The 23277-nt window shown below is 63.6% G+C and carries 20 protein-coding genes; 2 read left to right on the top strand and 18 right to left on the bottom strand.

Annotation, left to right across the window (positions count from 1 at the left end; all coding sequences use genetic code 11):
- Positions 1 to 2: 2 nt before the first annotated feature.
- The 8 genes from rimO to B0G81_RS34070 form a co-directional block, all read right to left on the bottom strand.
- Complete coding sequence (gene rimO, locus B0G81_RS34105; RefSeq protein ID WP_116116855.1) at positions 3 to 1388, bottom strand: 30S ribosomal protein S12 methylthiotransferase RimO; 1386 nt, start codon at positions 1386 to 1388, stop codon at positions 3 to 5.
- Between the two features lie 81 nt (positions 1389 to 1469).
- Positions 1470 to 2492 carry a tRNA-dihydrouridine synthase gene (locus tag B0G81_RS34100; protein ID WP_134141584.1) on the bottom strand — a complete coding sequence of 341 codons (1023 nt, stop codon included), beginning with the start codon at positions 2490 to 2492 and terminating at the stop codon, positions 1470 to 1472.
- Positions 2493 to 2772: 280 nt separating this feature from the next.
- Positions 2773 to 3402, bottom strand: coding sequence for a polyhydroxyalkanoate synthesis repressor PhaR (gene phaR / locus B0G81_RS34095; RefSeq protein ID WP_106283531.1), 630 nt, complete (start codon positions 3400 to 3402; stop codon positions 2773 to 2775).
- A gap of 131 nt (positions 3403 to 3533) precedes the next feature.
- A complete protein-coding gene (locus B0G81_RS34090) occupies positions 3534 to 4274 on the bottom strand; it encodes a 3-ketoacyl-ACP reductase (RefSeq protein WP_106283532.1) in 741 nt (246 codons plus the stop codon).
- Positions 4275 to 4447: 173 nt separating this feature from the next.
- On the bottom strand, positions 4448 to 5629 hold the full coding sequence (locus B0G81_RS34085; protein WP_106283648.1) for an acetyl-CoA C-acetyltransferase: 1182 nt from the start codon (positions 5627 to 5629) through the stop codon (positions 4448 to 4450).
- A gap of 136 nt (positions 5630 to 5765) precedes the next feature.
- Entirely contained in the window at positions 5766 to 7583 is a 1818-nt protein-coding gene (phaC, locus tag B0G81_RS34080) for a class I poly(R)-hydroxyalkanoic acid synthase (protein ID WP_134143290.1), read from the bottom strand.
- Positions 7584 to 8223: 640 nt separating this feature from the next.
- Positions 8224 to 9081 (bottom strand): peptidoglycan editing factor PgeF, encoded by an 858-nt coding sequence (gene pgeF / locus B0G81_RS34075; RefSeq protein WP_134141582.1) that lies wholly within the window; start codon positions 9079 to 9081, stop codon positions 8224 to 8226.
- On the bottom strand, positions 9078 to 10364 hold the full coding sequence (locus B0G81_RS34070; RefSeq protein ID WP_134141580.1) for an RluA family pseudouridine synthase: 1287 nt from the start codon (positions 10362 to 10364) through the stop codon (positions 9078 to 9080). Before B0G81_RS34070 ends, pgeF begins: the two co-directional genes overlap by 4 nt.
- 38 nt (positions 10365 to 10402) lie before the next feature.
- Between B0G81_RS34070 and B0G81_RS34065 the strand changes: the two genes are divergently transcribed.
- Complete coding sequence (locus B0G81_RS34065; protein ID WP_106283536.1) at positions 10403 to 11263, top strand: outer membrane protein assembly factor BamD; 861 nt, start codon at positions 10403 to 10405, stop codon at positions 11261 to 11263.
- 120 nt (positions 11264 to 11383) lie between these two features.
- On the opposite strand, the gene rlmD is transcribed toward B0G81_RS34065, so the two are convergent.
- From rlmD to surE, 6 genes are all read right to left on the bottom strand, one after another.
- The gene (gene rlmD, locus B0G81_RS34060) at positions 11384 to 12802 is read right to left on the bottom strand and encodes a 23S rRNA (uracil(1939)-C(5))-methyltransferase RlmD (protein ID WP_121307850.1); all 1419 of its coding nucleotides are present in this window, start codon (positions 12800 to 12802) and stop codon (positions 11384 to 11386) included.
- 216 nt (positions 12803 to 13018) lie between these two features.
- Positions 13019 to 13795, bottom strand: coding sequence for a 3'-5' exonuclease (locus tag B0G81_RS34055; protein WP_134141578.1), 777 nt, complete (start codon positions 13793 to 13795; stop codon positions 13019 to 13021).
- Positions 13796 to 13799: 4 nt separating this feature from the next.
- Positions 13800 to 14882, bottom strand: coding sequence for an RNA polymerase sigma factor RpoS (gene rpoS, locus B0G81_RS34050; RefSeq protein WP_106283539.1), 1083 nt, complete (start codon positions 14880 to 14882; stop codon positions 13800 to 13802).
- A gap of 11 nt (positions 14883 to 14893) precedes the next feature.
- Positions 14894 to 15838: a peptidoglycan DD-metalloendopeptidase family protein gene (locus B0G81_RS34045; protein WP_134141575.1), complete on the bottom strand. Its 945-nt coding sequence runs from the start codon at positions 15836 to 15838 to the stop codon at positions 14894 to 14896.
- A 5-nt stretch (positions 15839 to 15843) separates the two neighbouring features.
- The gene (locus tag B0G81_RS34040) at positions 15844 to 16896 is read right to left on the bottom strand and encodes a protein-L-isoaspartate(D-aspartate) O-methyltransferase (protein WP_134141574.1); all 1053 of its coding nucleotides are present in this window, start codon (positions 16894 to 16896) and stop codon (positions 15844 to 15846) included.
- Positions 16893 to 17651 (bottom strand): 5'/3'-nucleotidase SurE, encoded by a 759-nt coding sequence (gene surE / locus B0G81_RS34035; RefSeq protein WP_134141572.1) that lies wholly within the window; start codon positions 17649 to 17651, stop codon positions 16893 to 16895. Before surE ends, B0G81_RS34040 begins: the two co-directional genes overlap by 4 nt.
- A 224-nt stretch (positions 17652 to 17875) precedes the next feature.
- Here surE and B0G81_RS34030 point away from each other — a divergent pair, with 224 nt between their 5' ends.
- Complete coding sequence (locus tag B0G81_RS34030; protein ID WP_134141570.1) at positions 17876 to 18850, top strand: NADPH:quinone oxidoreductase family protein; 975 nt, start codon at positions 17876 to 17878, stop codon at positions 18848 to 18850.
- A gap of 146 nt (positions 18851 to 18996) precedes the next feature.
- Here the strand turns inward: B0G81_RS34030 and B0G81_RS34025 are convergent, their stop codons facing one another.
- From B0G81_RS34025 to B0G81_RS34010, 4 genes are all read right to left on the bottom strand, one after another.
- Positions 18997 to 19821, bottom strand: a complete 825-nt coding sequence (locus tag B0G81_RS34025; protein WP_134141568.1) for an ABC transporter permease — start codon at positions 19819 to 19821, stop codon at positions 18997 to 18999.
- 53 nt (positions 19822 to 19874) lie between these two features.
- A complete protein-coding gene (locus B0G81_RS34020) occupies positions 19875 to 20687 on the bottom strand; it encodes an ABC transporter ATP-binding protein (protein ID WP_106283544.1) in 813 nt (270 codons plus the stop codon).
- Positions 20688 to 20811: 124 nt separating this feature from the next.
- Positions 20812 to 21849 carry an ABC transporter substrate-binding protein gene (locus B0G81_RS34015; RefSeq protein WP_134141567.1) on the bottom strand — a complete coding sequence of 346 codons (1038 nt, stop codon included), beginning with the start codon at positions 21847 to 21849 and terminating at the stop codon, positions 20812 to 20814.
- Between the two features lie 74 nt (positions 21850 to 21923).
- Positions 21924 to 23165 (bottom strand): CaiB/BaiF CoA-transferase family protein, encoded by a 1242-nt coding sequence (locus B0G81_RS34010; RefSeq protein ID WP_106283546.1) that lies wholly within the window; start codon positions 23163 to 23165, stop codon positions 21924 to 21926.
- Positions 23166 to 23277: the final 112 nt, after the last annotated feature.

The raw sequence follows: 23277 nt of genomic DNA, 5'->3' as shown, positions 1-23277 counted from the left end.
GATTAAACCTCGCCCCACAAGTCGTGACCGTCGGCGCCGGTGATCTTCACCGACACGAAATCGCCGACCTTGTAGCGCTTCGACGCCTTGGCAGCCGGCGCGATATACACGACGCCGTCAATCTCCGGCGCGTCAGCCGCGGTGCGGCCGATGCCGCCGTCGGCATTGATTTCGTCGACCAGCACCTTCAGCGTCTTGCCGACCTTCTTCGCGATACGCTTTGCCGATACTTCCTCGGCGACTTCCATGAAACGCGCGCGGCGCTCTTCGCGCACTTCGTCAGGCAACGCGCCGTCGAGTTCGTTGGCCGTCGCGCCTTCGACCGGCGAATAGGCGAAGCAGCCGACGCGATCCAGTTCCGCCTCGCGGATAAAGTCGAGCAACGTCTGGAACTGCTCTTCGGTCTCACCGGGGAAGCCGGCGATGAACGTGCTGCGAATGGTCAGATCCGGGCACATTTCGCGCCATTTCTTCACGCGCTCCATCACTTTCTCAGCGTTGGCCGGACGCTTCATGCGCTTCAACACTTCCGGATGCGCGTGCTGGAACGGCACGTCGAGATACGGCAGCACGTGGCCCTTGTACGGACCTTCGGCCATCATCGGAATCACTTCGTCGACGCTCGGGTACGGATACACGTAGTGCAAACGCACCCACGCGCCGTATTGCGCGGCGAGTTCGCCGAGCGCGCCGACCAGGTCGGTCATGCGCGTCTTGATCGGCTTGCCGTTCCAGAAACCCGTGCGATATTTGACGTCCACGCCGTACGCGCTCGTGTCCTGCGAAATCACCAGCAGTTCCTTCACGCCCGACTTGAACAGATTTTCCGCTTCGAGCATCACGTCGGCGACGGGACGCGACACCAGGTCGCCGCGCATGGACGGGATGATGCAGAACGTGCAGCGATGATTGCAGCCTTCGGAAATCTTCAGGTACGCGTAATGGCGCGGCGTGAGTTTCACGCCGGCGGCCGGCACCAGGTCGACGAACGGATCGTGCGGCTTCGGCAGATGGGTGTGCACGTGCTGCATCACTTCGCCCAGCGCGTGCGGGCCGGTCACGGCCAGCACTTTAGGATGCACTTCTTCGATCAGCCCCGAGCCGCTCGCGCTTTTCTTCGCGCCCAGACAGCCGGTCACGATCACCTTGCCGTTTTCGTTGAGCGCCTCGCCGATCGCGTCGAGGCTTTCCTGCACCGCTTCGTCGATGAAGCCGCAGGTGTTGACGACCACGAGGTCCGCGCCGTCGTACGTGCCGGAAATTTCGTAACCTTCGGCGCGCAATTGAGTGATGATCTGCTCGGAATCGACCAGGGCTTTCGGGCAGCCCAGGCTAACGAATCCGACCTTGGGCGTGGCAGTCGGGACAATCGTGGGTGTGGCAGACATGGGGGACCGCTTGAAGACGTTAAACCTTGAATTGTAGCGGTTCGCCACGGCTGCCGCTCGTAAGTCTTTGAATTTTCGCCCTCAAACGACCGCGAGGTCGGCTGGATCGCGCTGTGAAAGGTGCCCGGATTGATGTGTCGCCGTTAATTGACCGACGCCCAAAGCACGCTCGATCACTTCCAGAATTTCCTGCGAATCCTGCACCCGGCGGATCGCCGCATGCAACTCGGCGGCCTGCGGCCAGGTCCGCTGCAGATAGCTGAGCCACTTTTTTACGCGCCCATGCTCGTGCCGGGAAGCGACACGGGCCTGCAATTTCCGCAGATAACCGACGATGTGACTCAGCACGTCCTGCCAGTCCCCGTCGGATGGCGAGCGCTCCATCAGTCCGCGAATTCTCAGCGCCAGGAAAGGGTCCGAGACGGCGCCGCGTCCGATCATCACATCCGCACAACCGCTGACCGCGCGGCAGCGCTCCCAGTCGGCCACCGTCCAGACTTCTCCGTTCGCGATCACCGGCACGTCCACGGCGTCGTCGATACGCGCGATCCACTCCCAGTGGGCGGGCGGCCGGTAGCCGTGATCCCGCGTTCTGGCATGCACGACGAGCGAGGCCGCGCCGCCTTCCGCCAGCGCGGTGGCGCAATCAATTGCAAGCGACGTGTCGGACACGCCGAGGCGCATTTTTGCCGTCACCGCGATGCCGGGCGGCACCGCGGCGCGTACCGCCGACACGATCCGGTTCAACTGTTCAGGGTCGGCCAGCAGCATGGCTCCGCCGCCGTGCTGATTCACGACCTTGGCGGGACATCCGAAGTTCAGATCGATACCATGCGGCGACAAGGTGGCCGCGTGGGCCGCGTTCAGGGCCATCCATTCGGGGTCGCTGCCGAGCAACTGGATGACCATCGGCGTGCCGTTAGGCGTGTGGGCTCCGTCGAGCACCTCCGGCGCTTCCCGCTCGTAGACGCGGGTGGGAAGCACCGAGCCCGTCACGCGAATGAACTCGGAGACGCATCCGTCGAATCCGCCGATGCCGGTCAGCACGTCACGCAAGACGTAGTCCGCGAGACCTTCCATGGGGGCGAGATAGAGGCGGCTCATGCGGAAATGGGCGCCGGGAAATGGCGCGTTTCCTGAGGATAAACGGGACGTCCGTAAAACATGAGATCGACGGTCGGAATGGGGATGAAGTTGGCGGCCAGAGCGCCCTCTCCGAGGAAATGCCCCACACACGCAGCCGACGATTGTACCGCGCCGGCAGCGGATCGGCCGCGGCCGGCCGCTCAGTGTCCTGGCGAAGGCCGCGCATACGAAGCGTCAAAACTCTGGGGCGCTTCCCGACGACACCCCAACGCCGCGACACCTCGCTCGTCTGATCGCCCTATTTCTTCTCCGCCTCCGGATCAACTTCCGGGCTACCCTGCGGATTGGTTGGAGCACTTCCGGGATTGCCGGCACTGACCGCGCCACCCGGCGTAAACGGAAACGTGGCGAACATCGATTTCGCCTGGTTCTGCATCTGCTCCTGCATCTGCACGAACATGTTTTTCGACTGCTCGATATAGCTGGTCATCATGCCCTGCATCATCGGCGCCTGCATGTTCATGAACTGCGACCAGACCTCGGGGTTCATCGCCTTACCTTCGTACAGATTCTTCGACTGGTCGGCGAGCTTCGCCTGAATGTCGATGAAGGCCTGGATATTCTTTTCCAGATACGTGCCCATCATGCCCTGCATCGCATGACCGTAGAAGCGGATGATCTGCGACAGCATCGACGAGGAGAACATCGGCAAGCCGCCGCTCTCTTCTTCGAGAATGATCTGCAACAGGATGGCGCGCGTCAGGTCCTCGTTGCTCTTGGCATCGATGACCTTGAAATCCTCCTGATCCAGCACGAGCTGTTTGACGTCCGTCAGCGTGATGTACGTGCTTGTCTCGGTATCGTAGAGCCGACGATTCGGATATTTCTTGATCAGTCGTTCGGCTGTTTTCTTTGTAGTAGTGGTCATGTAACGCCCTTGAGCGCAAGTTGAGCGTGGAAACGGCGTCAGCGACTGCGCAATCGGGCCTTTGCGCAGTCGAGACGCCGCCGAACCATCTGAGCCGTAGCGCGCTGCCTTGTGAGCGGCGCGCCGGTGACTCAGCCCATATGCAAACCGCCGTTCAGCGAAAAATCAGCGCCCGTGGAGAAACCCGATTCTTCCGATGCCAGCCATGCCACGATCGAGCCGATTTCGTCCGGCTGGCCGAGACGGCGCACCGGGATCGTCGCGACGATTTTTTCCAGCACGTCGGGGCGGATCGACTTGACCATATCGGTGCCGATGTAGCCCGGCGACACGGTGTTGACCGTCACGCCCTTGGTGGCCACTTCCTGCGCCAGCGACATCGTGAAGCCGTGAATGCCGGCCTTCGCGGTCGAGTAGTTGGTCTGGCCGAACTGGCCCTTCTGGCCGTTCACCGACGAAATGTTGATGATGCGCCCAAAGCCACGCTCGACCATGCCGTCGATCACCTGCTTGGTGACGTTGAAGAGGCTGGTCAGGTTGGTGTCGATCACCGCCGTCCAATCTTCGTGCGTCATCTTGCGGAACACGACGTCGCGCGTAATACCGGCGTTGTTCACCAGAATGTCGATCTCGCCGACTTCGGCCTTGACCTTGTCGAACGCGGACTTGGTCGACTCCCAATCGCCGACATTGCCTTCGGACGCGACGAAATCGAAGCCCAAGGCCTTTTGCTCTTCGAGCCACTTCACGCGGCGCGGCGAGTTTGGGCCGCAGCCCGCGACCACCTTATAGCCCTCTTTGTGCAGCCGCTGGCAAATGCTCGTGCCGATGCCACCCATCCCGCCCGTTACGTACGCAATTCGCTGTGTCATAAACTACACTCCGTTATCGTTTTCGAGGCGCCGACTGGCTGCCTCTTCCCTCGCCTGTACTTCATCTCCACTGCCGCCGGGCGACCGGCTGACGAGGCCTCCGCTGACCGCGCGCCACGGCGCGCGGCAACGTTTCATCCGGCGCATGACCGGCGCCCGCCTCGCGCCCCTGCTCAGGCGCGCTCGAGCGCCAGCGCCACACCCATGCCGCCGCCGATACACAGCGACGCGAGACCCTTCTTCGCATCGCGCTTCTGCATTTCGTGCAGCAGCGTGACGAGAACCCGGCAACCAGACGCGCCGATCGGATGGCCGATCGCGATCGCGCCGCCGTTCACGTTGATCTTCGACGTGTCCCAGCCCATTTGCTGATTCACGGCGCACGCCTGCGCGGCAAACGCTTCGTTGATTTCCATCAGATCCAGATCGGCCGGCGTCCAGCCCGCCCGTTCCAGACAGCGGCGCGAGGCCGGCACCGGACCCATGCCCATCACTTTCGGATCGAGACCCGAGGTGGCGTATGCCTTGATGCGCGCGAGCGGCTTGAGGCCGAGCGCTTCAGCCTTCTTCGCCGACATCACCAGCACCGCCGCCGCGCCGTCGTTCAGACCCGACGCGTTCGCCGCCGTGACCGAGCCTTCCTTCGAGAACGCCGGCTTCAGGCCGGCCAGCGACTCAGCCGTCACGCCATGGCGCACGAACTCGTCGGTGGCGAAACGCAGCGGCTCGCCCTTGCGTTGCGGAATTTCGACCGGCACGATTTCGTCGTCGAAACGGCCCGCCTTCTGCGCGGCTTCCGCCTTGTTCTGCGACAGTGCCGCGAACGCGTCCTGCTGCTCGCGCGTGATGCCGTATTCCTTGGCGACGTTTTCCGCCGTCATGCCCATGTGGTACTGGTTGTAGACGTCCCACAGGCCGTCGACGATCATCGAGTCGACCAGCTTCGCGTCGCCCATGCGGAAACCGTCGCGCGAACCCGGCAGCACATGCGGCGCCGCGCTCATGTTTTCCTGACCGCCGGCCACCACGATATCCGCGTCACCCGCGATGATGGCGTTCGCTGCGAGCATCACCGCCTTCAGGCCCGAGCCGCACACCACGTTGATCGTCATGCCGGGCACGGCCGTAGGCAAACCGGCCTTGATCACAGCCTGACGCGCCGGATTCTGACCCGAGCCGGCCGTGAGCACCTGACCCATGATCACTTCGCTAACCTGCTCCGGTTTCAGACCGGCCCGCTCGAGGACGGCGCGAATTACCGTGGCGCCGAGTTCGGGTGCGGCGATTTTCGCCAGCGACCCGCCGAATTTGCCCACTGCCGTACGAGCGGCCGATACGATCACAACATCAGTCATTTCCATTTCCTCCGGGCGGTCGGCCTCATGCGCCGCTGCCCGTCAAGTTAAAAATCTCGTTGCTCTTAGTCACGCGTCAACTCAATCAGACGTTCACTCACATCGCAAACAACCGCGCCATGAAGCGCGTTCTAACCTACTCCCGCTGCCGCACGTAACGCCCGGGCGCCGCTTCGATCACCGGGAACTCAGCCGAGCCGGCCGTGGCGCGCGGCTTCACCTTCTTGCCGCCATACTGATCGAGCCACGTGGTCCATTCAGGCCACCAGCTGCCCGGGACTTCGGTAGCCTGATCAAGCCATTCTTCCGGGTTCTCCGGCAGCGTCTTGACGTCGCCTTCCAGCATCCAGAAGTTGCGTTTTTTCTTCGCGGGCGGATTGATCACACCCGCGATGTGACCCGACGCGCCGAGCACGAACTTCAACGGCCCGCTAAGGAGCGGCACCGACGCGTACGCCGATTGCCACGGCACGATATGGTCTTCGCGTGAACCGTAGATGAAGGTGGGCACGTCGATCTTCGACAGATCGATCGGCTGGCCGCAAGTGGTCAACGCACCCGGCTCGCGCAGACGATTCTCAAGATACGTATTGCGCAGATACCAGACATACATCGGACCCGGCAGGCTGGTCGAGTCGCTGTTCCAGTACAGCAGATCGAACGGCACCGGCGTGCGGCCCTTGAGGTAATTGTCGACGACGTAGTTCCACACCAGATCGTTCGGGCGCAGGAACGAGAAGGTGTTGGCGAATTCGAGGCCGCGCATCAGCCCCGGCGGCGTACCGTTCTTGCCGCCAATGGTCTGCTCGCGCATCTGCACATGCTGTTCGTCGACGAACACGTCGAGCACGCCCGTGTCCGAGAAATCGAGCATGGCGGTGAGCAGCGTCATGGACGCCGCCGGATGTTCGCCACGTGCGGCGGCCACTGCCAGCGCCGTGGCGAGCATCGTGCCGCCGACGCAGAACCCGAGCGTGTTGATCTGCTCGCGGCCACTGATCTTGCTAACCGTATCGATGGCGGCAAGCACGCCCTCGCTGATGTAGTCGTCCCACGTTTTATGCGCGATAGATTGATCGGCGTTGCGCCACGAAATCAGGAACACCTGGTGTCCCGAATCGAGCCCGTGAGCGACCAGCGAGTTCTCCGGCTGCAGATCGAGAATATAGAACTTGTTGATGCAAGGCGGCACGATGAGCAGCGGCCGCTCACGCACGGTCGCCGTGCGCGGCTTGTACTGGATCAGCTGCATCAGCTCGTTTTCGAACACGACCGAGCCTTCAGTGTTCGCGAGATTTTCGCCGACCACGAAACCCGATTCGTCGGTCTGCGAAATCTTGCCGCGCTGCAGGTCGCCGAGCAGGTTCATCACGCCCTGGCGCAGGCTCTCGCCCTTGCTGTCCAGCAAGGTTTTTTGCGCTTCCGGATTCAAGGCGAAGAAGTTGCTCGGCGAGGCTGCCGCGGTCCATTGCTGCACGGCGAAACGAATGCGCTCGCGCACCTTGGGTTCGGTGTCGAGCGCGTCGACCATTTCCTGCAGATAGCGCGCGTTCAACAGATACCACGCCGCGGTGAACGCATAGGCCGGCGCCGAACTCCATGCGTCGGAACTGAAGCGGCGGTCCTTGAGCTGGGGCGCCTGAGTGGCTGACGTAGTGGCTTGCTGGATCAGCTCCATTGCCTCGCGCGAATAATCAGCCTGCAACTTCTGCAGACGCTCCGAGGGAATGGCTGCGGTCGGGATATTCAGGCCGGCGAAGGACGGCATGCCGGGCATCGATCCCGCCGCCAGCTTGCTGAAGTCCGGCATGCCGGGAAACGATGGCATCTGAGGAAAACCCTGCGGCAAGCCCATTTGAGGCATTGGCAGCGGCATCTGCGGCATGGCGAAAGGCATGTTGCTGCCGCCGGGCGAACGCCATGCGTTCATCCAGGCGTCGATAAACTGCTGCATGCCTGCGGCCGGTGTTGCACCGCTCGTACCGGCCTGCTGCGTGTGCTCCGTGGAGGAGTCCGTGCTGGGGGAAGCTGAGGAATGTGAAGCTGCCATACCTGCTTTTGACCGGTAAGTCCTTGCGGACGGGTTGAGAGGCAGGTTCGTGCGCACGTGAGCAAGAGCTCGCGACCTCGTCACGCCCTGTCCCTTGTACGAGGAGCCGTGAGGAACATTCTTGCTCCCCATCGCAAGGCATGTCAATGCTTGTTCCCGATTTTGCCGCAGTGCGATAGTTTTTTAATTATCGTTTTCCCTGTGTAGAAGATCGCGCTTTTGGAACATGCGTAATTCGACGCACACGAGAACGGAAAAAGCTCCCAAATTGCATAGGCTTATGTGCATTTATCCGTTCGCGCGCGGACAGTTTTGGCGGCAGATTTACGCCAGCGCGCGGAATTCCGGCAGTGCAGCAAAAACGCTCGGGCTTCTCCGAATAAACCCTCATACGGGTGCTCGCGAGCAAGGGTCGTGCAAGACATGGCAATGCTCAGACAAGCATGCCCGCATGCATGACATCGCGCCGTGTCGATGTCATGCATGCGGGCATAGGTGCATTGGACATCGCGAAAAAATCGCCGCGCCCGACGCCTGTTGAGGGTTAATCCGCGATCGACTGCGCCTGTGCGTCCAGCCAGATCAATGCGGCCATGCGGCCGGTCTCGCGATCGCGGCGATAGGAATAGAAACGCTCACGCAGTGTGACCGTGCAGAGATCGCCCCCGACAATGCGCTCCACGCCGAGCCGCTGCAGACGCAACCGCGCCAGCGCCGGAAGATCGGCCAGATATTTCGCGGGATTGCGCGGGTGCTCGACGAAGGCGTTTGCCGTCGCCTCGCGTTGTACGGCGTCCACGCCGTTCATGAAGGCGTCACGCACATCTGCGCCGACTTCGAAAGCGTCAGGACCGATGGACGGACCGAGATAAGCGTGCAATGCGCCCGCCTCGACTCCGGCAAGTTCGGCGACGCGCGCTGCCGTCTGTTCGACGATGCCCGCCGCCAGTCCGCGCCACCCGGCGTGCGCCGCACCGACCGCGCGGCCCGCTTCGTCGCAGAACAGCACCGGCATGCAATCGGCCACCATCACGACGCACACGGTGCCGGGACGATCGGTGACGCTGGCATCGGCGCGCGTCGGCGTGCCGTTCGCATGCGCTTGTGCGAGCACGTCTTCCGCTCGCACGATGCCGGCGCCGTGAATCTGTTCGAGCCACGCGGCCTCGCTCACGCCGGCCAGCTTCAACAGACGTTCACGATTCGCCGCGACCGCTGCCGGATCGTCGCCGGATTTCATGCCCAGATTCAGGCCGCCGGGCAAGTCCACGCCATTTTGCCAGCGGCCAAACGGCGCTTCGCTCACGCCGCCGTCGCGGGTCGTGACGAGCGCGCGCACGCGCGGCGAGACATTCCATGCGGGTTGCACGACATCGGCAAAGCTCAGCTCGGGCGCGGTCATGCGTGATCGTCCTCGTCGTGTTCGTCGTGTTCGTCGATGTCGCCGTGATCCACGGCGCCGTCTTCATCGGCGTCCTCACCGGCGTCCTCGTCGAGCGACGCGTCGTAGTCGTCTTCCTCGTAGTACGTCTCGTCGAACTCGCCCGCGTCGTCGCGGCCGAGGCCGAGCGCGGCCGACAGCGCTTCCATGTCGGCCGGCGCATCGGCCCGCCATTGCATCGTGCGGCCGGTCCGCGGATGAATCAAACCGAGGCGCCACGCATGCAGCGCCTGGCGCGCGAAACCGTCGGGCAGCGGCGTGACCGAGCGCTTGCCGCGGGCCCGCCCGTACACCGGATCGCCGAGCAGCGGATGACCGATATGCGCGCAATGCACACGAATCTGATGGGTGCGCCCGGTTTCCAGATCGCAATGAATCGCGGTGACCGGCTGACGCTGCCAGATCGCCGAATCGACGCGCCGGAAATGCGTGCGCGCGGGCTTGCCCGAGGCGCTCGTGACCACGGCCATGCGCGTGCGTTCGCGCGGATCGCGGCCGATCGGCGCGTCGATCGTGCCATCTTCGGGCATGTTGCCCCACACCAGCGCGAGATAGCGGCGCTTCACCGTGCGCGCCTGCAACTGGCGAACAAGGTCGGTCTGCGCCTCGAGCGTGCGCGCCACCACCATCAGCCCCGAGGTTTCCTTGTCGAGCCGGTGCACGATGCCCGCGCGCGGCAGGCCCGCCGCGGCGTCGCCGTAGCGGTACAGCAGGCCGTTGAGCACCGTGCCGCTCCAGTTGCCGGCCGCCGGATGCACGACCATGCCGGCCGGCTTGTTGATGACCACGAGCGTGTCGTCTTCATAGACGATTTCGAGCGGCACGGGCTCCGGCGTGAACGCCAGTTGCTCGGGCAGCAGATCCGGCACGAGTTCGATAGTCGCGCCGAGCGGAACGGGCTGGCGGATTTTCGCGGGCTTGCCGTCGATCCGCACGCGCTCGGCCTCGATCCAGCTTTGCAGGCGATTGCGCGAGAACTCGGGAAAAACCCGCGCGAGCACCTTGTCGAGGCGCTCGCCGGCCAACTCGTCGGGCACGGCGACGCTGCGCGGCGTTTCGTCCGCCACGCGGCTCGCCACGGTCGGCACATCGCTGGGCAGAGCGGCGGCACTGAGCGCGTCGCTGCCGAGATCGTCGTCGAGGGAATCGACGCCCAACGCGTCGGAGGGGTCAGCGCTTACGCTATAATCTTTGTTGCTATTCCCGGCGCCGGTTGCGGCACCTGGAGTATTTGAGCGGGTCATTGAGTCTGGGTCACCTGGACGTAAAGCTAGACTGGAAAATGCGAGCCTTGAACACCATTACTAAAGCGGCGATCAATTTGGCGGCCATCAAGAAGGCGGCCCGGAAAGTGGCCGGATACATTGCGTGCGCCGCAGCCGTCGCCGTTGTTGCGGCTTGCCACGGCCTGCCGGAGAAGACCGACGAGACGGCAACGTGGAACAACAACAAATTATATACGGAGGCGAACGACGCCTTGACCGGTGGTGATTACGGCAAGTGCGCCAAGTACTTCGAAATGCTCGAGGGGCGCGATCCGTTCGGCCACTTCGCGCAACAGGCGCAGATCAACGTTGCGTACTGCAACTGGAAAGACAACGAAAACGCCGCCGCCGACCAGGCTATCGACCGCTTCATCCAGCTGCACCCGGATCACCCGGACATCGCTTACGCGTACTACCTGAAAGGCATGATCCACTTCAACGACGACCTCGGTCTGTTCGGCCGCTTCTCCGGCCAGGACATGAGCGAACGCGATCCGAAGTCGCTGCGTGAGTCGTACGACGCGTTCAAGGTCGTGGTGGACAAGTACCCGAACAGCAAGTATGCGCCGGACGCCGCGCAACGCATGCGCTATATCGTGAACGCGCTGGCGTCGCACGAAGTTCACGCAGCGGATTATTACTACCGCCGTGGCGCTTATGTCGCCGCGATCAACCGCGCGCAACTGGCGCTCACGCAATACAAGAACGCACCGGCTATCGAAGACGCGCTGCATATCATGATGCTGTCGTATCAGAAGCTGAACCAGCCGCAACTGGCCGACGACACGAAGCGCGTGCTGGCCGGCACCTTCCCCGACAGCCCGTACATCACGGGTCATGCACGGCCGGGTACGGAAAAGTCGTGGTGGCAGTTCTAAGCTTCACCGCGTATTGAGAATCAGCAGGAAAAAAACGCCACGACGGAAGTCGTGGCGTTTCTGTTTGTGCGTTGCGTTGCCTTACGTCGCCGAGGCGCCACGCGGCCGCGCCAGCGCCCCTCAATCCCGCTCGAACAACGCAATCGACTCCACATGCGACGTGTGCGGGAACATATTGACCACGCCCGCGCCCACCAGCCGATAGCCCGCCTCATGCACGAGCAGACCCGCATCGCGCGCGAGGGTCGCCGGCGCGCAGGAGACGTAGACAATGCGCTTGGGCAGCGGCCCAGCGCCGCTCTGCGCGATCTCCACCAGCGCCTTGGCGACGGCCAGCGCGCCTTCGCGCGGCGGATCGATCAGGAACTTGTCGAAGTGGCCGAGCGCACGCATGTCGTCGGCGGTGACTTCGAACAGGTTGCGGCACGCGAACGACGTATGCCCCGCCACGCCGTTCAACCCGGCATTGGCCAGCGCGCGCGAGGTCAACACCTCGCTGCCTTCGATCCCCACGACCTCCCTCGAGATCCGCGCGAGCGGCAACGTAAAGTTACCGATCCCGCAGAACAGATCGAGCACCCGGTCCGTGCGCGCCGGCGCCAGCAAGCGCAGCGCGCGGCTCACCAGCACGCGGTTGATGGCGTGATTCACCTGGGTGAAATCGGTCGGCTTGAACGGCATGCGGATGTCGTATTCCGGCAGCGTGTAGTCGAGCTGTACGTCGAGCGGATAAAACGGCGTGACCGTGTCCGGGCCGCCCGGCTGCAACCAGAACTGCACCTTGTGCTGGTCGGCGAAATCACGCAGCACCTGCTCGTCCGCAGCCGTGATGGGCTCGAGGTTGCGCACCACCAGCGCCGTGACGGACGAACCGACCGCCAGTTCGAGCTGCGGCATGCGGTCGTAGATCGACAGCTTGCGCACCATGAAACGCAATGGCATGAGCATGGCCGACACGTGCGGCGGCAGCACTTCGCACGTCTTCATGTCGGCGATGTAGCTGCTCTTCTTCTCATGGAAGCCGATTCGCATGCCGCCCTTTTCCGGCAGGAAACGCACGGCCAGACGCGCACGGTAGCGATAACCCCAGGACGGCCCATGAATCGGCCGGAACACCGTTTCCGGGCGCAGCTTCGCCAGATGCTGCAGGTTGTCTTCGAGCACGCGCTGCTTGACGGCCACCTGCGCGCGAATGTCGAGATGCTGCATCGAACAGCCGCCGCAGATATCGAAGTAAGTGCACTTCGGCTTGGTGCGCATCACGCTTTCGCGGAACACCTGCACCACTTCGGCCTGCTCGAATTTGGGCTTGCTACGATGCGTCGAATAACTGACGCGCTCGCCGGGCAACGCGCCTTCGACAAAGATGACCTTGCCGGACGTGCCGTCTTCGGTTTCGGTGCGGCCGACGCCGCGCGCTTCCATGTCGAGCGAAACGATTTCGATGACCGGCTCGTTGCCGGTGACAACGTGTGCCGGCGCGGGCGGGGGCGTCTTGGAGCGCTTCGGCGCGCGGCGATGGGGGGCAGTTCGGGACACCTGCGACTTCCTGACAAACTTGGGGAAAGGCGAGATTGTAGACGAAGCGCCGCGCCTGCCCTTCATTCGGCGCGGCGGGAACGGCCCCACGCGGGTCGAGGCCGAGCGCAACACGAGTTCGCGGACGACGAAGCGCCTTGCATCCTGACCAAAAGGACCGCCGCGGCCCTGCAATCCGCCGCAGGGCAAACGCGTCACACCCCGGCCGCAAGCGGCTTACTGGTCAAACGCCGCCAGATACTCGGCCCATTGCGGCGCCGTTTCCAGCGCCAGCGCGTTCTTCACCAGGTTGATCTCGTCAGCATACTCCGCGGGCGAAAACGCGCCGCGAATCAGTTGGAAGCGGCAATAGAGCAAGTACGTGTTGACGACGTCGGTCTCGCAGTAATTGCGAATTTCCTCGATGCGCCCTTGCTGATACGCGTGCCACACCTGACTGCCGTCCATGCCCATTTTGCCTGGGAAGCCGCACATCTTGGCGAGCGCGTCGAGCGGCGCGTTGGCGCGCGCCTGGTACATGGCGAGCACGTCCATCAGATCCGTGTGACGCGCGTGATAGCGGCTGATGTAGTTGTTCCACTTGAACTCGCGGTCGTCCTCGCCGAGATCCCAGAACTTGTAGGCGGGAATGCCGTTGACGAGCGCGCGGTAGTTCAGCACCGGCAGGTCGAAGCCGCCGCCGTTCCACGACACGAGCTGCGGCGTGTACTTCTCGATCACGCGATAAAACGACTGCACCAGCGCCGCCTCGCCGTCTTCCAGCGTGCCCAGCGAGCGCACCCGGAAACCATTGTTGTCGCGGAACACGCAGGAAATCGCCGCGATCCGTTGCAGATGATGCGGCAGGAAATCGCTACCGGTTTTTTCGCGGCGCGCGGCGAACGCATGCTCGGCGACTTCGGCGTCGCTCAGGTCGGCGGGCAAATCTTCGAGGCGGCGAATGCCGGCGACATCGGGAATCGTCTCGATGTCGAAAACAAGAATCGGTGTCATCAGGTTATAGAACGGCGTCCTTGCGAACACCGTTGGAGGCGAAGAAGCGCTTCAACCGCACGAGCGCTTCCTGTTGGATCTGGCGCACACGCTCGCGCGTGAGGCCCATTTCGTCGGCCAGCTCTTCGAGGGTGGCGGGTTCGATGTGATTCAGGCCGAAGCGCCGCTCGATCACATGACGATGCTTGTCCGACAGGCGAGCCAGCCACGCGCGCGTAAGCGTTTCCAGTTCGCGGTGCTGCACTTCGGCATCCGGCGACTGGCTCTGGTCGTCGGACAGCAGATCGAGCAGGCTGCTCGCCGGATCGAGATCGAGCGGCGCGTCGAGCGACGCGGTGTGCTCGTTCAGCGCGAGGATGTCGGTGACTTCGTCGGTGGTCTTGCCGGTCAGATAGGCGATGTCGTCGATACTGGCATCGCGGCGCTCGGCGGCCTCGCCCGAATTCATCGAATTTTTTTCCAGATGGCGTTTGGCGCGCAACACCTGGTTGAGCTCGCGAATCACGTGCACCGGCAAACGGACCGTGCGCGCCTGATTCATGATGGCGCGCTCGATACTCTGGCGGATCCACCACGTGGCATAAGTGGAAAACCGGAAGCCGCGCGTCGGATCGAATTTTTCGATGGCGTGCATCAGGCCGAGATTGCCTTCCTCGATCAGATCGAGCAGCGGCACGCCGCGATTCAGATAGCCCTTCGCGATGCTGACGACGAGCCGCAGATTGCGCTCGATCATGACTTGCCGCGCTTCGAATTCGCCCGCCTTGGCAAGACGCGAATACTTCTGCTCTTCCTCGACGGTGAGAAGCGGCTTGACGCTGATACGGTTCAGGTAGTGCTGAATCGTGTCGGCCGTCAGCTCGGCTTGCAGCAGCGCGCGGAAATCGTCCGCGTCCGGCGCGGCTTCGCTCGCGCCTTCACGGGTCTCGCCGGCTTCGTCCGCGCCGCCCTGGCGTTCGTCGAGATCGCGCTCCTCCGCGACTTCTTCTTCCACTTCCGAAGCGCCGCTTTCCTCCACCGAAGCGGACATAGCGTGGCTGATCGTCTCAGACTCGGCTTGCGGCGGGCGGCGCTTCGATTTCGGCATGGTCGTATCGCTTATTGCGGCGGCAAATACTTCAGTGGGTCGACAGGTTTACCCTGCCGGCGAACTTCGAAATGCAACATCACACGGTCGGAATCGCTATTGCCCATCTCGGCGATCTTCTGCCCCTTCGTCACCGCGTCCCCCTCTTTTACCATCAAAGAGCGGTTATGTGCATACGCCGTGAGATAAGTTGCATCATGCTTGATGATAATGAGATTGCCGTAACCACGCAGCCCATTTCCGGCATAAACCACGCGGCCGTCCGCCGACGCCTTCACCGGATCGCCGGCAGCGCCGCCGATATTGACGCCCTTGTTGGTCGAGTCGTTAAACGTGCCGAGCAGCGGTCCGCGCACCGGCCACGCGAACGCCACGTTGCCGGACGCGCCTGCGTTCGAATCGCTGGCCGCGCCAGGCGTGGCGGGCGGCGTCAGCGACGCGTTGTTCGTCGTAGAACCGTAGATGGGCGGCGCCGCCACACCGGCTGCGCCAGCAGTCCCGCCCGCCGACGCGGACGTGCTGCCGAGCGGTGCGCTTTGCACCGCACCACCGCTGCCGATCGGCGCGGTCGACACGCCCGGCGTCAGCGCCGCGGTGTTCGCACCCGGCGGCACGACGCGCAGCAACTGATCGACTTCGATCTGATTCGGGTTGGTCAGATTGTTCCACGCCGAAATGTCGCGGTAGTTCTGGCCGTTCTCCAACGCGATCCGGTACAGCGTGTCGCCCGGCTTCACGCGATAGTAGCCAGGCGGCGGCGGTCCGAGCGGCACGGCCGGCTGCGCGGCTTGCGTGCCGAGCACGCCGCCGCCGGAGCGGTCGACGACCGGCGCCTGATCGAGCCTGGATGCGCAAGCCGTCATCAACAGGGACAAGGCGAGCACGCACACGCTACGCTGGGTTACGGTCATGGGGACATTCAGTGTGGTTCTTTGCATCGCGCGCAACATACTCATCGGTGTCAAATCACTCCGGATTTTAAGGGTACAAAGAAAACGCGATCAAGCCGCGACTCCCGCCACTGCGCGGGTCCGAGGCGCTCGACCAGAGTCAGCACCTGATTCTGGCCGTCCTGCGAGCCGACCGGCGCGACCAGACGGCCGCCGATCGCGAGTTGTTCAAGTAATGCTTGCGGTACGTCCAGCCCCGCCGCGGCGATCACGATCGCGTCGAACGGCGCCGCCGCTGGCAGTCCCAACCGTCCGTCGCCGTAATGCAGGCGAATGTTCGGGATGCGCAGCGGACGCAAGTTCGTCTTCGCGCGTTCGGACAAAGGCTTGATGCGCTCGATCGAATAAACCTCGCGCGCGACCTGGCTCAGCACGGCCGCCTGGTAGCCACAGCCGGTGCCGATTTCGAGCACGTTGTTCAGCACGCGGCCGGCGGCGGCCAGCTCGATCATTCGCGCCACCACCGACGGCTTGGAGATCGTCTGGTGGTGGCCGATCGGCAACGCCGCATCTTCGTAGGCCTGAACCGCGAGACCCGGGTCGACGAACATGTGGCGCGGCACCACCGACATCGCGTTCAACACGCGCTGATCGGTGACGCCGTTCGCACGCAGGCGTTCGACCATCCGTTCGCGAACCCGTTCCGAGGTCAGTGCCATCGCGCCGTTCAAAGCGACATTCGGCGCGGCACTGCGCTCGTTGGATCGGGCCGCCGGTTTGGCCGATGTCGCCGACTGCGGCGCGGTGCGTGTCGTCGAACTTTGAACGACCGGCTTGGCCGGCGTTTTAACGGATGGCGCGGCCACCGGCTTCGGCGGCGTCGCCGCCGAAGGCTTGGCTTGCGGTTTCAGCTGCGCCGCGGGCTGCGCCCTTGCCTGCCTGGATTGGGATTTACCCGCGGAACCGGGCGGCGCATTCTTCGCGGGCTGCTGGCGCGCGTTCAGTGCCGCGCTCGCGGCGAGCGCCGCCGCGCGGATTTCGCCTGGGCGTCCTTCGGGCCGGCGCGGTTCGCGCACCAGATCCTCGAGGCCGAGCGGAAAGCGCTTGGCGCGCTCGCTGGTCATGAAGCGCCGCCGCCGGCGCGCGCCCAGTCGCGCGCTGCGGGCAGCATTTGCGTGTGGGTCAGGTCGAGCTGCAACGGCGTGATCGACACGTGGCCGTTGGCGACAGCGTGAAAGTCGGTGCCTTCGCTCGCGTCGCGCGCGCTCCCCGCCGGTCCGATCCAGTAGATCGGCTCGCCACGCGGGTTGGTCTGGCGAATCACCGGCTGCGACGGATGCCGTTTGCCGAGACGCGTGATCCGCCAGTCGCCGAGTTGTTCGTACGGCAGATTCGGAATGTTAATGTTCAGGAGCGGATGCCCTGGCAACGGCTGCTGCAGATAGTGCGCGACGATTTCAGCGGCGACACTCACGGCGTCGTCGAGATGCACCCAGTCCTTGTCGACCAGCGAGAACGCGATGGCCGGCACGCCGAACATGATGCCCTCGGTGGCGGCCGCGACGGTGCCCGAATAGAGCGTGTCTTCGCCCATGTTCTGACCGTTGTTGATGCCCGAGACCACGAGGTCCGGCGTGTGATCGAGCATGCCGGTCAACGCGATGTGCACCGAGTCGGTGGGCGTGCCGTTCACGTAATAGAAACCGTTGGCCGAGCGCAGTACCGAGAGCGGCCGCGACAGCGTCAGGGAATTCGACGCGCCGCTGCAATTCTGCTCGGGTGCCATCACGGTGACGTCCGCGATCGGCTTGAGCGCTTCGTAAAGCGCAGCAAGGCCGGGCGCCAGATAACCGTCGTCGTTGCTGAGTAGGATTCGCATGCGGCGATTGTAACCGAGGAAAGAAGACGCGCGAACGACACGGCGGGCCGTGCGCGCGACGTATGCAATGCGCACGCGTCGGGATCGTGAAAGGCTGGCGCGAGTCGGCGGCCGAACATGCATCGAGCACTCGCCGAGCGCACGCAAGGCAATAAAAACGCACGGTCGTGCTGATTGTTTTACACTCAGAATACTTGCGAACCCCTGATCGAAACGGAGACACGATGCGCGCGATTCGCTGCAAACAATACGGGCCGCCGGAGACCCTGGTCGTCGAAAACCTGCCGGACCTCGAAGCGCCGCCAGGCCATGTCGTGATCGACGTGAAAGCCGCGGCCGTCAACTTTCCCGACGTGCTGATCATCGAGAACAAATACCAGTTCAAACCGCCCCTGCCCTTCACGCCCGGTTCGGAAGTCGCGGGCGTGGTGCGCGCGGTCGGCGCCGACGTCACGCAGTTCAAGCCCGGCTCGCGCGTGGTCGCCTTCACAGGTCAGGGCGGTTTCGCGGAGCAGGCGCTCGCGCCGGCCGCGGCGTGCGTACCGTTGGCGGACCATGTGGACTTCGAGCTGGCCGCGGCGTTCACGCTGGCGTACGGCACGTCGCATCACGCCGTGGTCGATCGTGGCGCGTTGCAGGAGGGCGAGACGATGCTGGTGCTCGGCGCGGCCGGCGGCGTCGGGCTGGCAGCGGTCGAAATCGGCAAGGCGCTCGGCGCGCGCGTGATCGCGGCGGCGTCGAGCGACGAGAAACTCGCGACCTGCGTCAAGCACGGCGCGGATGCCACCATCAACTACAACACCGAAGATCTGCGCGAGCGCGTCAAGACGCTCACCGACGGCAAAGGCCCGGACGTGATCTACGATCCGGTGGGCGGCGTGTATGCGGAGCCCGCATTTCGCAGCATCGGCTGGCGCGGGCGTTATCTGGTGGTCGGCTTTGCCAACGGCGAGATTCCGAAGCTGCCGCTCAACCTGACGCTGCTCAAAGGCGCGAGTCTGGTCGGCGTGTTCTGGGGCGACTTTGCGAAGCGCGAACCGCAGCACAATCACGCGGCGTTTCAACAGATGACACGGTGGATCGGTGAAGGCAAGCTCAAACCGTATGTGTCGGCGCGCTATTCGCTCGATGATACGGGGCGTGCGTTACGGGATATGGCCGAGCGTCGCGTGATCGGGAAGGTGGTGGTGACGCCTTAGTCCTCGTTTGACCGATTCGGTCTCGTAGCAACCAAAAGAAACGACGCGCGGTTTTCCAACTCGCGCGTCGTTTCTTTTTCGCTAAGCGTGGTGCGTTGCGTGTCGAGCATTGCGCTTCGCGCGTATCGAACGCGCGCCGCTCTGTCCTACAGCTTTTCCATGTCGCCGGTCTTGGGCTGCCACTTCATCAAGCGCCGCTCGCCGATGCCGACGATCGCATCCAGAATCAGCGCGAACGCGGTCAACACCAGAATCCCGGCAAACACGGTATTGATATCGAAGGTGCCTTCGGCCTGCAGAATCAGGTAGCCGACGCCGCGCGCCGAGCCAAGATACTCCCCCACCACCGAGCCGACAAACGCCAGTCCCACCGACGTATGCAAGCTCGAAAACACCCAACTCATCGCGCTAGGCAAATAGACGAAGCGCAGCAGATGCTTGCCGTTCGCGCCGAGCATGCGCGCGTTGGCGAGCACGACCGGACTGACTTCCTTCACGCCCTGATAGACGTTGAAGAACACGATAAAGAACACCAGCGTGACGCCGAGCGCCACCTTCGACCAAATCCCGAGCCCGAACCACACGCCGAAGATCGGCGCGAGAATCACGCGCGGCATCGAGTTGGCGGCTTTGATGTACGGATCGAACAGCGCGCTCGCCAGCGGCGAGAGCGCGAGCCACAAGCCCACGCCGAGCCCGAGCGCCGTGCCGAGCGCGAATGCGAGCACGGTCTCGACCAGCGTGATCCACAGGTGCAGATATATCTCGCCGCCCACGAACCACTCCCAGATCCGTTGCAGCACTTTCTGCGGCTCGCCGAAAAAGAACGCGGCCTTGTTCGGGTCGTCGAAATAGAAAGGCGGCAGCAGCGTCGGGCTGGTCAGCACGTACCAGAACACGAAGCACAGCACGAGCAGCAGCCATTGCCAGATCACCAGATTCGCCCGGTTCGGGCGCAACGTCTTCCACATGACTCGGTTTGCCTTGGACGATTGATTGACGCCAATACGTGACGCGTTTACGTTTATACGGCGGTGAGTTGCTGCTGATAGCCTTTGAGCACCTCGTCGCGCAGCACGCTCCAGATCTGCGCATGCAACTCGACGAAACGCGGATGCGAACGGATTTCGGCGACGTCGCGCGGACGCGGCAGGTCGATCGTGAATTCGCCGATCGGGTGCGTGCCCGGCCCGGCCGAAAGCACCACCACGCGGTCGGACATCGCGATCGCTTCGTCGAGATCGTGCGTGATGAACAGCACCGCTTTGCGCTTGGCGGCCCAGAGGTCGAGCAACTCGTTTTCCATCAACTGACGCGTCTGGATATCGAGTGCCGAAAACGGCTCGTCCATCAGAATGATGTCCGGATCGAGAATCAGCGTCTGCGCCATCGCGACGCGCTTGCGCATGCCGCCCGATAGCTGATGCGGATAGCGATCGCCAAAGCCGCCGAGGCCCACGCGCTTTAACCACTCGTCGGCTTTGACGCGCGCTTCTGCCGGCGGTACACCGTGGAACGCGAGGCCGGCCATGACGTTGTCGATGGCCGAACGCCACGGCATCAGCGCGTCGGCCTGGAACATATAGCCGGCGCGCCGGTTAATGCCCTTGAGCGGCTCGCCGAACACGCTGACCGTGCCCGACGAAGGTCCTAGCAAACCCGCGCCGACATTCAGCAGTGTGGATTTGCCGCAACCGGTCGGCCCGACCACCGAGACGAACTCGCCCGGCGCGATGCGCAGCGTGGTGTCCTTCACCGCCGTGTAACGCTGCGCGCGATTGTCGCGCGCGGCGAACGTGCAGGTGATGTTCTCGAGCGCCAGTGCGGCAACGGTCATCGTTCAGCTCGCTTCGAAAGATCGGATTGGTATGTGATCAGGTCACGTCATCGTACGCGGCGCCGGGATCGGGCGGTGGCGACGCGCGCTGCGTCGCCTCACAGTCCGGATGCCCCCGCTCGACTCAAACCTTGACGGTAGTCAGCGCTTTCTTGACGAAGTCGTTGGACCACGTCTTCGACAGATCGATCGGCTTGCCCTGCACGTTCGGGTCGAATGCCTGCAAGGTCTTCAGCGACGTCGCGGGACCGTCCGCCGGCATCAGACCATCGGGCGACATCGCTTCCTTCACGTGCTGCCACGCGTCCAGATACACCGCGCGGTCGCCGAGCAGGTAGCCTTCCGGCACCGTGTTGATCAGTTCGCTGCCGGTCGCCGTTTGCAGCCACTTGAGCGCGCGCACCATCGCGTTGGTCAGCGCCTGCGTGGTGTTGGGATTCTTCGTGATGAAGCTTTGCGATGCGTAGAGACACCCCGCCGGCATATCGCCACCGAAGACGCTGCGCGTGTCGGCGAGCGTACGCGTGTCCGACACCACGCGAATCTCGCCGGTGCGCTCGAGCTTGGTCATGACCGGGTCGAGATTGGCGATCGCGTCGATCTGCCCCGACTGCAACGCGGCGATCGCACCGGCGCCCGCGCCGACGCCGATAAAAGCGACGTCTTTCGCGCTCAGCCCGGCTTTCGCCAGCACGAAGCTCGCCATGATCGAGGTCGACGAGCCCGGCGCGGTCACGCCGATTTTCTTGCCCCTCAGATCGGCAATCGACTTGTAGTTGGGCATGGTCTTCTTCGAAACCGCGAGCACGATCTGCGGCGCGCGCCCTTGCAGCACGAATTCGCGGAACATCTGCTTTTGCGCCTGCAGCAGCAAGGTATGCTCGAACGCGCCGGACACCACGTCCGCGCTGCCCCCGACGGCCGCCTTCAATGCCTGCGAGCCGCCGGCGAAGTCGGAGATTTCGACGTCGAGCCCTTCGTCCTTGAAGTAATTGCGGCGCTCGGCGATGGTGAGCGGCAAGTAGTAGAACAGGTTCTTGCCGCCGACGGCGATCGCCACCTTGCTGGTTTCAGGTTTGCCCTGCGCGAAGGCGAGCGGCGTGGCGGCGAGCGTGGCGCCCGCGAGTGCGGCGGTGCCGGCGAGAAAACTTCTCCGTTGCATGGGCTGGAGTCTCCAAACTTTCGTGGTCCGGTTTATCTTTTTAGCGCGGCGCTCGTGGGCGCCGCGTGTGCTGCTCAAACGATCTGTTGCGCGTGCAACCTTGCAATGTGGTCTGCATCATAACCTAGCGATTGCAGGACTTCATCGGTATGTTCACCCAGTTCCGGGCCCAGCCAGCGTGTCTCGCCCGGCGTGGCCGAGAGCTTCGGCGTGACCGACGGCAACGTGATCTCCTTACCGTCCTGCCATTTGAAACGCTGGATCATCTGGCGCGCCATGAACTGCGGATCGGTGAACATGTCCGCCACACTGTAGATGCGGCCCACCGGCACGTCGGCGGCATTGAGCACGGCGAGCGCTTCGTCGATGGTGCGCGTGGCGAGCCAGGCGGCGATCGCGCCGTCGATTTCCTGGGTGCGCGGCACGCGGCCGTCGTTATGCGCGAGCGCCGGATCGTTGGCGAGATCCTCGCGCTCGATCGCGATCATCAGGCGTCTGAAGATCGGATCGCTATTGCCGCCGATCACGATGCTGCCGTCGCGGCACGGATACGTATTGGACGGCACGATACCCGGCAGCGACGCGCCGGTGCGCTCGCGCACCATGCCATACACGCCGTATTCGGGCACCACGCTTTCCATCATGTTGAAGACGGCCTCGTACAGCGCGACGTCGACAACCTGTCCTTTGCCGCCGTTCACCTGTTTGTGATGCAGCGCCATCAGCGCGCCGATCACGCCGTGCAGCGCGGCAATCGAATCGCCGATCGAGATACCGATGCGCGGCGGCGGCAAGTCCGGGTAGCCGGTGATATGACGCAAGCCGCCCATTGATTCGGCGATCGCGCCGAAGCCGGGCCGGTCGCGATACGGGCCGGTTTGCCCGTAACCGGAGAGCCGCACCATGACGAGACCGGGATTTTCCGCCGACAGCACGTCATAACCAAGCCCGAGTTTCTCCAGCAAACCGGGCCGGAAATTTTCGACGACGATATCCGCTTCTTTCGCGAGGCGCCGCACGATCTCCTTGCCCTCTTCGGCCTTCAGATTGATCGTGACGGATTTCTTGTTGCGCGCCTGCACGGCCCACCACAGCGATGTGCCGCCGACTTCCGGATAGAGCTTGCGCCATTTGCGCAGCGGGTCGCCGCCCTTGGGATCTTCGATCTTGATGACGTCGGCGCCGAACTCGCCAAGAAAACGCGCGGCGAACGGGCCGGCGATCAGCGTGCCGAGTTCCAGCACCTTGACGCCGGCGAGCGGGCCGGTTTTATCTTGCGGCGCGGCGCTCGCGCCTGATTCAGAGGTAGCGCTCATGTGTCTCCTTTGTCGACCGGAGTTAGCGCTTCAGCGCTTACTCCGGTCCCATGCAAGGCTGTCGGCGGGAGTTAGCGCTTTAGCGCCTTACTCCCGCCCCATGCAAAGCTGT

It is taken from the genome of Paraburkholderia sp. BL6665CI2N2 (assembly GCF_004366535.1).
Classification (GTDB): domain Bacteria; phylum Pseudomonadota; class Gammaproteobacteria; order Burkholderiales; family Burkholderiaceae; genus Paraburkholderia.
The sequence above is the reverse complement of the archived record's forward strand: the minus strand, read 5'-3'. Positions and strand labels throughout refer to the sequence as shown.

Bases quoted from the DNA above. Each gene is read 5' to 3' on its own strand.
- rimO (WP_116116855.1), bottom strand. From the start codon at position 1,388: ATGTCTGCCACACCCACGATTGTCCCGACTGCCACGCCCAAGGTCGGA.
- B0G81_RS34100 (WP_134141584.1), bottom strand. From the start codon at position 2,492: ATGAGCCGCCTCTATCTCGCCCCCATGGAAGGTCTCGCGGACTACGTC.
- phaR (WP_106283531.1), bottom strand. From the start codon at position 3,402: ATGACCACTACTACAAAGAAAACAGCCGAACGACTGATCAAGAAATAT.
- B0G81_RS34090 (WP_106283532.1), bottom strand. From the start codon at position 4,274: ATGACACAGCGAATTGCGTACGTAACGGGCGGGATGGGTGGCATCGGC.
- B0G81_RS34085 (WP_106283648.1), bottom strand. From the start codon at position 5,629: ATGACTGATGTTGTGATCGTATCGGCCGCTCGTACGGCAGTGGGCAAA.
- phaC (WP_134143290.1), bottom strand. From the start codon at position 7,583: ATGCAGCAGTTTATCGACGCCTGGATGAACGCATGGCGTTCGCCCGGC.
- pgeF (WP_134141582.1), bottom strand. From the start codon at position 9,081: ATGACCGCGCCCGAGCTGAGCTTTGCCGATGTCGTGCAACCCGCATGG.
- B0G81_RS34070 (WP_134141580.1), bottom strand. From the start codon at position 10,364: ATGACCCGCTCAAATACTCCAGGTGCCGCAACCGGCGCCGGGAATAGC.
- B0G81_RS34065 (WP_106283536.1), top strand. From the start codon at position 10,403: ATGCGAGCCTTGAACACCATTACTAAAGCGGCGATCAATTTGGCGGCC.
- B0G81_RS34055 (WP_134141578.1), bottom strand. From the start codon at position 13,795: ATGACACCGATTCTTGTTTTCGACATCGAGACGATTCCCGATGTCGCC.
- rpoS (WP_106283539.1), bottom strand. From the start codon at position 14,882: ATGCCGAAATCGAAGCGCCGCCCGCCGCAAGCCGAGTCTGAGACGATC.
- B0G81_RS34045 (WP_134141575.1), bottom strand. From the start codon at position 15,838: ATGAGTATGTTGCGCGCGATGCAAAGAACCACACTGAATGTCCCCATG.
- B0G81_RS34040 (WP_134141574.1), bottom strand. From the start codon at position 16,896: ATGACCAGCGAGCGCGCCAAGCGCTTTCCGCTCGGCCTCGAGGATCTG.
- surE (WP_134141572.1), bottom strand. From the start codon at position 17,651: ATGCGAATCCTACTCAGCAACGACGACGGTTATCTGGCGCCCGGCCTT.
- B0G81_RS34030 (WP_134141570.1), top strand. From the start codon at position 17,876: ATGCGCGCGATTCGCTGCAAACAATACGGGCCGCCGGAGACCCTGGTC.
- B0G81_RS34025 (WP_134141568.1), bottom strand. From the start codon at position 19,821: ATGTGGAAGACGTTGCGCCCGAACCGGGCGAATCTGGTGATCTGGCAA.
- B0G81_RS34020 (WP_106283544.1), bottom strand. From the start codon at position 20,687: ATGACCGTTGCCGCACTGGCGCTCGAGAACATCACCTGCACGTTCGCC.
- B0G81_RS34015 (WP_134141567.1), bottom strand. From the start codon at position 21,849: ATGCAACGGAGAAGTTTTCTCGCCGGCACCGCCGCACTCGCGGGCGCC.
- B0G81_RS34010 (WP_106283546.1), bottom strand. From the start codon at position 23,165: ATGAGCGCTACCTCTGAATCAGGCGCGAGCGCCGCGCCGCAAGATAAA.